Here is a 13,029-nt window from a genome sequence, read left to right as displayed (position 1 = left end):
TGGTGCAGCCAGCGTTTGCGTTTGGCTGGCATCTGGTCAACATGAAACAGATCAATGACGTCCATCACCGGCAGGTCGGTGGCCCACTGTTGGGTGACGAAGGCGGCGCGCATGGCGAACTGGTCTTCTTCGGAGTTCCACAGGCTCATATCGTGCATGTGGCGGAAGGGGCCAAAGGTTTTTTCGTCCCAAGCCTGGAGTTTTTTCAGTAGCGGGCTGCCAAAAAGGGCGTCGAGTTTGCCCAGCAGGCGAATGGTTTTTTTCTGCAGCAGGGAGGGAAAGAAGGTCTCCCAGTAGAGAAAGTAGCTAAAGCGATCGCCGTCGGCGGACATCAGGCGGTGCATCAGGGTCGTGCCACTGCGGGCATGGCCGACGATAAATACCGGGGTTTTGATCTTTTGAGCCCACAGACGCGGAAACAGCAGATAGTCCAGCATAAAGCACAACGCGTTGAAAATAGTCACGGGCGGGGTGATAACCAGCAAGCGGAACAGCAGCTGGCGGCGTTTGGGCCATTGCTTTAGCCCCCAGACGTAGCGGGTAACGCGCCAGTAATAGTCAAAGTCGAAGTACATGGTTTACCTTAGTGTTGAAGCGTTCGCTACAATCTAGAGTGCTTGCCGGAGGCTGACAACTGCGGTTTCTGATCGATTGCGTATATCTAACGCTATGAATATAAAGGATTTATTTTTTGGTGATGGAAAGGCTTACATTTTTCGGCCGAGCGAACGCCAGTGACTGAACTGCCGCGCCCGCGCAAGCGCCCCAAGCAGAGCCGCTCTGCTGAGCTGGTCCGTGCCATACGCGAGGCCTGTTTGCAGATTCTGGATCAGGAGGGGGCCGAGCGCCTGACCACCCAGCGAATCGCCGACGTGGCCGGCGTGAATATCGCCTCGGTTTACCAGTATTTCCCGAACAAAGAAGCGGTGCTGGCCGAAGTCTACGAAAACCAGCTGGCCGAGCTGGCAGATCAGGCGAGCGCCGAATTCCGGCGCATATGGAAGCTGTCCTCGGAATCCTTCGAGGGCACCTTGCGGGCCATTATCGCCATGGAAGCGGATTTCCTTTATCAGCTCTACCGCATGAACCCGGACTTCTATCAGCAGTACCATCAGGCGCTGGATGTGCGCGAGCGGGTCAATCAGCGTACCCAGGCCGAATCTAACCCTTCCTGGGCGGACTGGTTTAACCAGTTTCTGGCACAGCATGCCGGGCAATTGCGGCCGGGTGACCGGGAAACCCAGGCCTTTCTGGCCCGGCACACTCTTGAGGGGGCGTTAACTGCGGCTTTGCGGGAGCGGCCGGAAGCGCTTGGCGAGGCTACCTTTCATGAAGAACTGCTGGTGCTATTGCTGCGTTACCTCTTGCCCGAGCGATAGCCCCAATTTAGTTAATGAACTGCAGTGTTGCTTAGTTGGTAGTTTCTATTGATATTGTCGGCGACGCTGCCTGCCGGGCCAGCGAAGTGACTTAACAGAATTCAGGATTTTCCAATGAAAGACATGGTGCAACCGGGAGAGGAGCAGTGCCCCTTCTCATTTAACTTCGATGAAGCCACCTTCAAGCCCGGTGACGTGGTCAGCTACCGCGTCGACGGTAGCCTCGGTGATATGCCCTTCGTCGGTGTGCTGGTGGAGGTGCACGAGGATTACGTGATTCTCTGTCACGACGACGGCAATCGCCCGCCCAAATCTGATCCTATGCGCGGTACACGCGAAAGTCGGCCTGTGGTCAGTGAAGAAGACGCACTGAAATAAGGCGCTTTTCGACAGTCAGTATAATCAGCAACACTAAGGCGCACTCACGCGATTAAATTTTCTCCATTCCGCCGGCAATCCTTTGTATTCTGCTGAGTGCCGTGCAAAATCCCCCTCAGACTGAGAATAATAGTGATAACAGGCCCAGAGCCTGATCAAAAGGGGATTTTATGCACCGCGTTTACCTGGCGCTTCCAGTGCTCATGCTGGCATCGGTTTGGTCGTCTGCGCAGCCCGCCGAAGGGCGTGCCGCACGTAACATCATCGAAGAGGTGGTGGTTACGGCCCGGAAACGGGAAGAAAACATTCAGGAAACCCCGCTGGCGGTTACCGCGCTCAGTGGCGATGATCTGCGCGAAGCGGGCATCGATAATGTAGCGGATCTGTCCAAGAGCGTGCCGTCCCTGCAGATCAACAAGGGCCAGGGAAACCAGATTTATATTCGGGGGATTGGTGAGCGAACGGGTTTTGTGCGGGTCGACCCCACTGTAGGCGTATATCTCGATGGTCTGTTTCTGCCCCGGGCTGATGGTCAGTTGCTGGATACGGTTGATGTAGAGAGTCTGCAGGTGCTGCGTGGCCCGCAGGGCACCCTGTTTGGCAAGAACACCACTGGCGGCGCATTGGTGCTTACGCTGGCCAAACCCCATGAAGAATTTGAAGGCTACGTGGAGGGCGGTATTGGCAGCTACGACACCCGGAAACTGCGCGCTGGCTTTAACTTCCCTCTAACGGATACCTTTTATACTCGTGTAGCTTTCAACGGCATCTACAACGAAGGCTATATGAAAGACGTTGGCGACGATTCGCGCAGTAATTCCGAAGAGGGCTTGTCCGCTCTGTTTCAGACGCGCTGGGATGCCAGTGAAACCCTCACTCAGGAAAATCTGCTGTTTATCGGCAGCTCCAGTGGCAAATTGACCAATACTAACTGCAATATCGTGCGCGATGAGGCCTTGTTTGTCGATGGTTTGGCGCTTCTGTGGGCGGGTGATACGGATGCCTCTCAGGGACGCGCCTACCGGGAAAACTGTGAGTCCAACAGCCGTGAGCGCCAGGGTGACCTGACGGCCAACAAGGGGCCGAACCCCATGCTGGAGCAGAACTTTGAATCCGTGCTGTTCGGTTCTACGACTACCTGGGATTTTACGGAAAACTACACACTCAAAGCTATTCTAGGTGTGCGGCGCGCAGTGGAAGGGCCGGTTCAGACTGCGGACAACGACGGTGGCCCGGCGGAGTACTCCGAAGCCTACAACAACGAGGACAGTATTCGGCGATCCTACAGTTTAGAACTGCAACTCAATGGTTCAGCTTTGAACAATCGACTGAATTTTACCACGGGGCTTTTTGCGGCAGCCGAACGAAATACCGAAACCTTTACCCTCCTCACCAACCTGATCGGTATCGATAACAGCAGTCTGCTTCAGCTGGCTTCAGGGCAAGATCCGACTCGTCCCAATTCCCCGTTGGGCACAACACCGGTGGTGGGAGCGCTTACCGGTGATCCGCTGTTGCAGTCCGATTTTGAGCTAGACAATGCCACCTATGCGGCCTTTGTGCAGGCTTCTTATGATTTGACGGAATCCCTGCAGCTGACACTGGGTGTGCGTTACACCGAAGAGATCCGCAAGTCGGGTCTGAAAGTTATCGGAACAGATTTGCAGGATCTGGCCGCCCGCCTGCAGGCGGCCGATCCGCGCTTTACGCCATTGACCCCGCCGGGCCCGCTGGGGCCACTCGCTGGCGGCCAGACCGATGGGCTGTTTTCTTTCGCCGGGTCCTGGCTGGAAAATCCCGTGGGGATCGCGACGGATGTTTTTCGTGATCGAGATGGCGATGGCATCGTCGATTACAAAATGGATACGGATAACCCGAGTTTCTTCGAGGCCGATGAGCGCTTTAGTCAGGTCACTCCGATGCTGTCCCTGAGTTATGTGTTCGACGAGTATCAGCTTGGCGGTACGCCCTTTGATGCACTCACGTCTTACTTTACCTACAGCGACGGTTTTAAATCCGGCTTTTCCGAGCCGCGCGGTGTTGACGGTCTGGCGCGGATTGAACCGGAAGAGGTCACTAACCTGGAGCTTGGGCTCAAGATGGACCTACTTGATCGCCGCATGCGATTGAATATAGCCACCTACAATATGGGCTACGAAAATATCCAACTGGTAACGGTGTCGCAGGATAGCGCGGGAAATCTGATTGTTGTATTTACCAACGCGGGTGAGGCGACTATTCGCGGTTCGGAGATGGAACTGAGCTGGCTGCCGTTCCGGGGCGCTGTGGTGTCCCTCAACTACAGCAACAACAATTACTTCTACAGTGAGTTCGAAGACACCAACCTGAAAGAGCTGGCCTTGCGCAATACGGCGGTGCCGGTGGATCGCAGTGGCGAACCTTTTCCTGCATCCCCGGAAGAAAGCGCTTCGCTGGGGCTGCAGATGAGTTTTCCCTCGCCAATCGGTGTGATTACCCCGCGGCTCGATATCAGCTACAAAGGCGATGTGTTTTTCGGTTTGGATGCCACGTCAGCAGAGGTTTATCGAGAAGACGATGACCGATCCGGGGCTGATGAGTATGTGCTGGTGGACCTGCGTCTGACCTGGCAGAACAATGCGGGCGACTGGCGGATAACGGCTTACGGCACCAACATTCTTGACGAACGCTATATCAATAGTACCGTTGCGGTGACTGATTCGATAGGCACCTTTAACCAAGGGTACGGGAATCCACGAGTTTACGGGGTAGATGTGACCTGGGCTTTCTGATGAGAGCTTTTTTATGTCTGCGTTCAACCGAGTCTGAAGCTCGGAGCGCGGTCATATTAATACAAACTAATAGTCGTTCACCGTAGATCTTTTCGAGCCGATGACTTGCCGACGAAAACATCATAGCGCATGGGATGGATGATCCACTGTCGGCTTTCGGGCGAATACCTGGCGAGTTCTTCCTACGGCACTGTAAAAGAGACAGCTTTTCTCTCGCCGGGTTGTAGGAAAATCTTCCTAAATCCACGTAGTAGTTTTTCACGACGATCAACGGGCGATTCCGGAAAGCCGATATAAAGCTGGATGACTTCAGTACCGCTGTAAGCGCCCGTATTGTCCACGGTGAGTTCGACTTTCAGTGGGTCTCCGTCGGCGATCTTGACGGCGTTTTTTATTGAGCGAACCGAGGACGGCGTAAAGCTGGTGTAGCTCAGGCCAAATCCGAAAGGGTAGTCTACCGGGATGTTTTTCTTATCAAATAACGTATAACCGTGGTAGTAGCCATAATCAATTTCCATCGTGTACGGAGTAAAGTAGAGGTAATCTTTGTTGTTGGTTGGTATGGCAAATAGAAAATATCGAAGGCAATGACGATATATTTTTCAGTACTTTCACCCCCTTGGGTGGGCGTACAAATACCTCTACTCTGATCAATAATATTCCGCCAAGGCTGTAAGGTCTCAGTCTGGAGTTGCGTTTCCCGTGCTATCGGGAAGAAATCACGGCTCAGCAGTTCATGATTCTTCATTGAGCGGTGCCATCGCTCAATATGACTTTTTTCTGGATGGTGTCCGTGCTGGCTTCGGCAATATCCCTGCTATGGGGCGGCAAGCCCGGCTTCGCTGAGCGCGTGGAATATTATTGGATCGGGCCTAGTTGGAGGTCGTGACTGGTATACGTAGGGCAAATCTTCCTCTGTGTTCTTGCGCTTGATCGCGAGCTGCCGCCGGTTGACTACCGTCCGATAGCCATCGACATTCTTGGCAAAAACATTGAGCTAACTGGCAAAGTAGTACGCCGCAACTAGGGCCCATCGAGTTGCGGCTTAATTTGCCGGAGCGAGATTCAACTCAGCAGGCGATTAACGCTCTGTTTCTATGGGGACCCAGATTCCGCGGATAGATAATTCCCGGCCATTCACTACGATGGGAATGATCCATTCCTGTTGTGTGGTGTTCGACGTGTTTTTAAGTCTCGGATCTGGCCAGCTGTAGCGGGCTGTCGTCGAGATTTTAATCCAGGGTGTTTCTGGTTGTTGCGGTGCCCGCCCCAACGTCTTCCAGTCCTGACTATCCGTGTTAACGAAAACGCCCAGGTCGGACAATTGAAACAGTGGCTGCTTGTTGCCATCGAGAACAAACAGCTTTCCGCGGCCTTTGTATTCGAGCATGATGGCGGGTTTTGGATCCGGGATGATCCGGGCCTGAATGCCCGCGGGAAGAGCGTCCCGATTGATGCGCGGCTGCCACAGTGTGGCCGGAGGCTTCATACTCATAAAACGCCCGGTAAGTGCTATGTCCTTATCTCCCAGTCTGGCGGGAATATGCCACTGTTTTTGACTAATGTGTTGGTCTTCCTCGCTTGGGGAGAGACGCGGGTCAAACCAGACCCAGTGCGGCTGATCGCTGACGGGCTTCCATTGCGCAGGAGCATCCGGATTCTGTGCCTGCGGGGGAGTGGCCCGTTTTCCCGGGTTTTGGGTGCTATACCAGGCGGCCGCGGCGAAATCAGCTAAAACGCCCTCAGGACCGATCCGTAAAAACGGCCGGCCTTCTGGGGCTGTAACAATCAAGGTATCTTTTCCCTTATTGGCAACAACAATTTGTTTACCAAGTGGGCTGTTGTGGATTTGAACCGTCAGGCTTTCTGAAGGGGGTGGGTTGGCAACCACCCGCCAGTTTTCGGCTTCGCTACCATGCGCCCAGGCTTGGCCTGCTGCCAGGCATACGGCACACAGCAACAGGCAAGCTTTCAGGCGAGAAACGTTCCTCATCAGTAACAGGCCGCATGCGCACCGGTGATACGCATCGGCATCGATTCTGATGGAACCAGACCCTGCTCACCGCGAGCGTTGACAAACAGCATGTAGTCTCCCGGTGGAACAACAGCGGCATTCGCAGGTATACGTGCGGTAATCCGACCAGCGCTATTGCTGAGCATTTCAAGCTGAACGCTACGCTGGTCCGCGTCGACAAGATGCGTCAAATCCGTACGTCTGACGAGCATGATGGATTCGATATCCGCTGCATCACTGGGCACGGTAATTTTGATATTCTCGCCATGGGCGGCCGTGGCCGGTGCATTTGTGATAACCGGACGGGGCAGGTACATATAGGGCGGATAATAAATCTCGAATGAGGGATCGCGTCCATCGTTCGGAGAGAAGCCCGGGATCGTGACGCTATAGGCGTAGGCGGTATTGATGGGTGCGTGACCGCCGACCAGCACACTGCCATCTGGCAACAAGAGGGCGGTATTGTGGTAGGTACGAGGCTTGTTTTGAGTAGCCATCGTAGTCCACGTTCCGGTCTCTGGGTCGTATAACTCGGTTTGCAGAATCGGAGTCGCTCCTCCAGGGAACTGAACTTCATCGCGGTCGGCGCCAGAAAATACCATCGCCTGTCCATTGGGCAAAAGGACACCTGTTCCATACCAGCGTCCCTGGCTCAGTTCACCGGTAATTTTGGAACTGTATCGCATGCTCCCATCGTCACTAATGTCGACTGTGTCGATGCGAGCCAGTGCGGTACCAACATGACCGCCGGGGCTAGTCAAGACGGCTGCACCGAGAACACCACCCGCCGTCAGAAAACTGGCCTGATTGTATTGTCCGTTAGCATTAGGACGCAGAGGCATCATCAGTGAAAAGGTCGACCCGCGGAACCCTGAACCCAGAACCAGGCTGGTAGCATTTAGGGGGTCGGTATCGAGGAACGGAGCAACCAGTGACGCGGGGTCCTCAATCAGCGTACCCAAAGCCCCTTCGAGAGCGGCCTGCAGGTCTGCTGCAGCTTCATCATTGGTGGGGTTGAGTCCGCTGACCAGCGTTTCCATGCCCACCTCATTCAACCGCAGAGGTAGACCCGCATAGCCCAGATCGGACCAGCTTTTGGTGACCGGGTCGTAGGCGGCAACTATATTCCACAGCGCCTGATCATAAGCCTGACCGAAGGGGTTAAAGGCTTGGCCGGCGCCATTGTAGTAGACCTGCCCATTGGGCAATAAATGCAAGCGGGGATAGAGAGGTAAGGAGCGTTCAGCGCTGGGACCATTTTCCGCCCAGTTGCTGCAGTTTGTGAAATAGGTTTCAGTTTGCGTGACATTGCGACCCGATGATTCGGGGTCTTCTGGGTATAGTGGTTTGATCAGCTTGGTGACACCACTGGCGACAAAGACGTTACCCTCTGCGAGGGAAATCGCTGTGGGATACCAGCGACCGTAGGTCATGTCATCGGTTTTACGCCAGGTATTGTTGTCAGGATTGAAAATACGGGCGTTGCGAAGCCCTTCAAGCTCACTGACACCGAGAGGTATGGGGTCTGTAACGCCAGGTTCGGCGTAATAATCGGTTCCACCCACCGCCATAATCTCACCATTGGGCAGGCTGACCACATCGGCGCAGAACAGGGCGCCGTCACTGTAATCATCGTCGTTGGTGGTATCCAGCAGGCCACCATCAAGAAGCGTGGTCGAGTCATAGCCGTCCTCGTTAGCACCGCCATCCACCGGTGAGGGTTCGAGCCAGGTTGCTTTGTCTTTACCAAGGCTCAATACCCGGGTCTGATCGTTAATAATGGCATGTCCCGCTTCAAAGAAAATGCTGTATTCAACATTTTCAGTGCCTTCCAACGCATTGAAGTAGAGCAGACGGCCGTCGCCCAGAAGCGCGATGCTGCCCGCAGCCGGCTTGCAAACCAGCTGACCATTTTCATTTTCTTTACATTTATCTTCCGGCGATTCTTTCAGCGGGTTGTCTAGAGACCCCGTATCGGGATAAGTACCTGAGATGGTTGGTTCTTCGAAGGGATGTGAAAACTTACCCTGGCTCAAGCATGCCTGGTCGTCACAAGACGGGCGGTTTATAGGCGAGCTGGTGGTCTGAGCGATTCCGCTTTGAATAAAACCCGACAATATCAATGATATGGCAACTGGAGTTGACCTGTACATACATTATCCCCTCTGAGTGATGTTATGCCTTATTATGGTTTAGACTGCTCCTGTTCAGGTTCGCCTTACGGAGCGTGTAGCGAACTGGATTTCACGCGGGCTCTTTTTTTTTAATTTGTTGAAGTGGTGCTTATTCGGTGGAGGCCCCAGCTTTTGGAGCCACTTTAAATCGGGTGAATCAAAAGTCTCACATTGGTAGTTTGGTCACTCGGGATAAGGCTGCATTTATTCATGAGCCCGCCGCGTTGTATGGCGCGATTTGTATCGGCGTGCGAAGCAATATTCAGGATGTGGATACTGTGTTGAATTGCATCAAAATTTGAACCACGTGTACCACTCCACTGCGACCAAGTCGCGGGAGTATTTTGGAGTGACAGACTTGGCATTATTATCGCAGTCGGTAACAGTTTTCGATTCTTCCCGCCACTCAATGCCCTACCATCAAAACGCTTACTAATTTCGTTGCGAGGTTCAACCCCGCGCGCATGGTGGTTCCGATGAATTCGGGTAATTTCGGAGGCTGGCGGGTCCAAGTTTAGGTTAACTACTTGGATTTATCGGTAAAATAACTAATTGACGGATGACGCTCTGCCCCGCAGATTCTGCAGTGGATAGAGTCCTATAACAATATTGGGAAATGTGAATGAAGGGATAACTTGTCGCTAATTGGCAGGGATAAGATGTCATAGTCCCGTTTTGAATCTGGTTTTATCTTTGTGTCGATTCACCCATAACATGGCCAGTCATTTCACCCATAAGCTGGTCAAATGCGGGGATGCCAGGTCGCACTTCGGGCTATTTGTAACGGCGTTTAACTCAGAAGCTGGCCGCACCACGCTCATATAATGGCCGGAGAATATACAAAGCGGACAGTCAGTTGCGGTGATGCAGAAGGTGCTCTTAGCTCATACCGGTCACTCTGAGGGCCTTAAACGTTGGTATAAAAAACCGCCAACCGACACTTTATTTCGTAATTCTTGCCCAAGATCAGTAGCCTGAGTCTTTATAACACCCCAGCAACCGCCGTAAGTCATTGATTTTGCAGAATTCGAATATGTGTTAGTGTGCCAGTATAAGTAGCCGATAAACACGACTCAGGCGCGTTTTGTCGGAATACGTATACACTGGTGCAGATCTAACTTGCTGAAATAAAATGAAAATAACAAAAGGGGGCTTCATGAGTTCGGATGTTATAAGGCCAAAGTGTTATGAAGCCCAAGTCTCTATAATTCGCTGTTAGGTTTCCCCGCAATGTCGGTCGAACTTTGTTGGATTTGCCAGCTCAATGAAGCGAACTCTAAAGAGCACCTTCTTAAGGCATCTGATGTGCGAGCCGTCTATGGCAAAGTCTCGCCGAGTGAACCCATATATTTCCACAACCATCGCACCCGAAACATCCCAGTCGCCAGCGCCAAGACAAACCGACTAAAGACTAAGAATGTTATTTGTAGAAGGTGCAACGACACTGTCACCCAACCATTCGATCGTGCTTGGGAGCGGTTTCTGGCTTACACCCTGAAAGAATGGAAGGCTATACGAACTACTCGGCGCGTGAAGCTGCACAAGGCTTTTCCTGGGAGCACTCGTCATAATGCAATCTTGATGCACCTGTTTTTTGTGAAATTGTTCGGGTGCCGAATCCAACATGAGAAACTCGCCATCGACCTGCAACCGTTCCGAGAGTCCATCGACGCTCAGAGGCCACATCCTCAGCTTTTTCTAATATTCACGGCGAGCAGCATTCATGAGCGCGGGCTGCCCTATTCTGGGGTATCAGAGATTCATGCATTAACGGCCGGCACAAACGGCACACCACTTTTTGCCACCTGGTATTACAGCCTCTCGGAGTTCTGCATCCAGGTTGTTTGGCATCACCATTTGTATGATGGTGGTGCGTTGCCATACCAATGGCACCCGTCCCAGAAAGGGAAGATGGTCAATGTTCGTGCCCGGTAAACCTAACAACACGTTGCAGGCGACGTTTGACCCGCTGCGCACCTTTGCTCCCGCAAAGGCACGCATCGCCTCAAACGCGCCTGAACGTGGGCGTTAATGTCCGCTTCAGAGAAATTTGAACCTTGCTTGGCTGACCGCTTTTTATCGTAGATGGCAGCTAGATAGTCATTTTGACTGTCCGCTTATTACCAAAAATGGCCGTTGCAGATTTTCACCATAAGTTGGCCAAAGCGGCCATCTTATGGGTTAATCGACAGGAAAGCTGTAAGGGGGGTAAAGGTGGTGGGCCCGGACAGACTTGAACTGTCGACCTGCCGATTATGAGTCGGATGCTCTAACCAACTGAGCTACGGGCCCTGTACTGGAGAGCTGGGCATTGTATATACCCCGGCATCAATCGTCCATAAGGCCTTGAAATTTAAGTCTCGTCACCCCGTGGTATTACTGGTTATACTCCTGTTCTTGGCCGATGACATTGCATGAACGGGGCGGCGGTGGCGGATCCAATAACAAAAAATCAGCAGGATTTGTGTAGTGCGCTGCGGAGCTCCGCCGAGCTGATTATTCGCCATGCATCAGAATTGATCCGTCTATTTACGGACAAACAGCAGCGCGAACACAAGGAGGATGCCGAGCGCATCCTCGAGGCGGGGCGAGACCTGAATGTCTTTGTATCCGACATGGTGGAGCTGCTAGAGAAAGGCGAGAGTTTTGCCCCCCTGCGTCATGACATTCGCAATACTGTGGGACTGGTCAGCGGCTACGCAGAAATCCTTGAAGACGAAGTTGCCCACCAGGCTAAGTCGCTGGCAGAACTGCGTGCCATTCAGAAAGCCACCGGTCGTTTCCTGAGCAGTCTCGATGAGCTGTCGGCCCTTGTCAGTGATGAGGAGCAGGCCAGCTCGGTGGACGAGCTGATCAGTACCTTGAGTACCACCGCCCGCAGCCGCACCGAGGCGACCCTGGGGCGCAAGGTGCTGCTGGTAGACGACAATGACAGTAACCGTGAACTGGTCGGTCTGCAGCTCAATCGCTTGGGGATTGAAGTGGCCGAGGCGCGTACCGGCCACGAGGCGCTGTCAGCGTTGGCGGCAAAGTCCATCGATCTGGTGTTGTTGGACCTGATGCTTCCAGATATCAACGGCTACGATCTGTTGAAGCGCATCAAGCGGGACAAAAACTGGCGCCACTTGGCGATCATTATCATCAGCGGGGTCAAGGACGAGCAGAGTGCCCTGCGCTGCCTAGAGGCAGGCGCTTCGGATTATATCGTCAAACCCGTCAACGCGACCCTGCTGCGTGCGCGGGTGACAGCTTTGCTGGAGCGCAAGGTCTGGGAGGACAAGGAGTCGGCCTACCTGTCCAATCTTGAAGCCAGCTACGATTTCATTCGCAAGGTCTTCGGCCGTTATCTGTCGAATGACGTTATGCAGCGGCTGCTCTACGACGGCGACGGATTGACTCTCGGCGGTGAGCGCCGGGAAGTGACTATCCTTCTTGCCGATATCCGCAGTTTTTCGGTGATCAGTCAGCAGCTTAGCCCGGAAGACTGCGTGCGCCTGCTGAACAACTATTTTGCGGTGATGACCGACATCATCATGTCTTATCAGGGAACGGTGGACGAGTTTATCGGGGACGGCATTCTCGCGATTTTTGGTGCTCCCCTGTCCGATGCACTGCACAGTGATCACGCGGTAGCCTGTGCCCTGGCGATGCAGCAGGCGATGCCGCATGTCAATGAATACAACGTAGCGAGCGGTCTGCCTGCTATCGACATTGGTATCGGCATTAATACTGGGCCGGTGGTGGTTGGCAATGTGGGCTCCGAATTACGCACCAAGTATGGTGTGGTGGGGCACCACGTGAATATCGCTTCACGCATTGAATCCTGCACGGTGGGGGGGCAGGTGCTGGCTTCGGCCGATACCCTGGCCAAAATGCAGGCCAGGCCGCACTGGCGCAAAACGCTGGAAGTGAATGTGAAGGGCTCCACCGAGCCGCTGCAGATTTATGATCTGACGGGTATTGGCGTGCCTTTCGACATTATCCTGCCGGAACGCGATGTGCCGATGGAGTTTCTGGCCGAGCCGGTGGCGCTGTCAGTCCGGCTTATGCAGGGAGAGCGTCTGTCGCAGAGCGCCGGTGTCGGCCACGTTATCGCGCTGAATGGGCGCGAATTGCTTTTGGATCTGGATTTGGGCCTGTCAGCCCTTGAAGAGGTGCAGTTAATGCTGCCGGATGAAGGCGAGGATTCGCTGGCCTACGCCCGGGTTATGGGCCTGGATGAAGCCAGTCGCTACCACGTCACGCTAACGTCGAGCGTCGGTCGGCTGCGAAATCTGCTTGAGCAGCGCCTGTCCCGGAAATCCTGAATTGAC

At 53.7% G+C, this 13,029-nt stretch carries 9 protein-coding genes and 1 tRNA gene; 5 read left to right on the top strand and 5 right to left on the bottom strand.

Features of this window, described 5'->3' with window-relative positions; genetic code table 11:
- A partial coding sequence (locus ABY734_RS15175) for a sulfotransferase (RefSeq protein WP_372780167.1) occupies positions 1-575 on the bottom strand: 575 nt, incomplete at its 3' end.
- A gap of 159 nt (positions 576-734) precedes the next feature.
- Between ABY734_RS15175 and ABY734_RS15170 the strand changes: the two genes are divergently transcribed.
- From ABY734_RS15170 to ABY734_RS15160, 3 genes are all read left to right on the top strand, one after another.
- Complete coding sequence (locus ABY734_RS15170) at positions 735-1,379, top strand: TetR/AcrR family transcriptional regulator (RefSeq protein WP_372780166.1); 645 nt, start codon at positions 735-737, stop codon at positions 1,377-1,379.
- Positions 1,380-1,493: 114 nt separating this feature from the next.
- Positions 1,494-1,757: a hypothetical protein gene (locus ABY734_RS15165; protein WP_372780165.1), complete on the top strand. Its 264-nt coding sequence runs from the start codon at positions 1,494-1,496 to the stop codon at positions 1,755-1,757.
- Positions 1,758-1,927: 170 nt separating this feature from the next.
- Positions 1,928-4,528 (top strand): TonB-dependent receptor, encoded by a 2,601-nt coding sequence (locus ABY734_RS15160; protein ID WP_372780164.1) that lies wholly within the window; start codon positions 1,928-1,930, stop codon positions 4,526-4,528.
- Between the two features lie 182 nt (positions 4,529-4,710).
- On the opposite strand, the gene ABY734_RS15155 is transcribed toward ABY734_RS15160, so the two are convergent.
- The 3 genes from ABY734_RS15155 to ABY734_RS15145 all read right to left on the bottom strand — a co-directional run bounded on the left by ABY734_RS15155 (position 4,711) and on the right by ABY734_RS15145 (position 8,578).
- Positions 4,711-5,046 carry a fibronectin type III-like domain-contianing protein gene (locus ABY734_RS15155; RefSeq protein WP_372780163.1) on the bottom strand — a complete coding sequence of 112 codons (336 nt, stop codon included), beginning with the start codon at positions 5,044-5,046 and terminating at the stop codon, positions 4,711-4,713.
- 563 nt (positions 5,047-5,609) lie between these two features.
- Positions 5,610-6,521, bottom strand: coding sequence for a hypothetical protein (locus tag ABY734_RS15150; RefSeq protein WP_372780162.1), 912 nt, complete (start codon positions 6,519-6,521; stop codon positions 5,610-5,612).
- On the bottom strand, positions 6,521-8,578 hold the full coding sequence (locus ABY734_RS15145; protein ID WP_372780161.1) for a galactose oxidase-like domain-containing protein: 2,058 nt from the start codon (positions 8,576-8,578) through the stop codon (positions 6,521-6,523). The genes ABY734_RS15150 and ABY734_RS15145 overlap by 1 nt, the downstream gene beginning before the upstream one ends.
- A 1,368-nt stretch (positions 8,579-9,946) precedes the next feature.
- Between ABY734_RS15145 and ABY734_RS15140 the strand changes: the two genes are divergently transcribed.
- Positions 9,947-10,651 (top strand): hypothetical protein, encoded by a 705-nt coding sequence (locus ABY734_RS15140; RefSeq protein ID WP_372780160.1) that lies wholly within the window; start codon positions 9,947-9,949, stop codon positions 10,649-10,651.
- 280 nt (positions 10,652-10,931) lie between these two features.
- Here the strand turns inward: ABY734_RS15140 and ABY734_RS15135 are convergent.
- Positions 10,932-11,008 (bottom strand) — tRNA-Ile (locus ABY734_RS15135).
- Positions 11,009-11,145: 137 nt separating this feature from the next.
- On the opposite strand from ABY734_RS15135, the gene ABY734_RS15130 reads away from it, so the two are divergent.
- A complete protein-coding gene (locus tag ABY734_RS15130; RefSeq protein WP_372780159.1) occupies positions 11,146-13,023 on the top strand; it encodes an adenylate/guanylate cyclase domain-containing protein in 1,878 nt (625 codons plus the stop codon).
- Positions 13,024-13,029: the final 6 nt, after the last annotated feature.

It is taken from the genome of Litorivivens sp. (assembly GCF_041624475.1).
Classification (GTDB): domain Bacteria; phylum Pseudomonadota; class Gammaproteobacteria; order Pseudomonadales; family Spongiibacteraceae; genus Litorivivens.
Note: the sequence above shows the minus strand (reverse complement) of the source record. Positions and strands in the feature narration are given on the sequence as shown.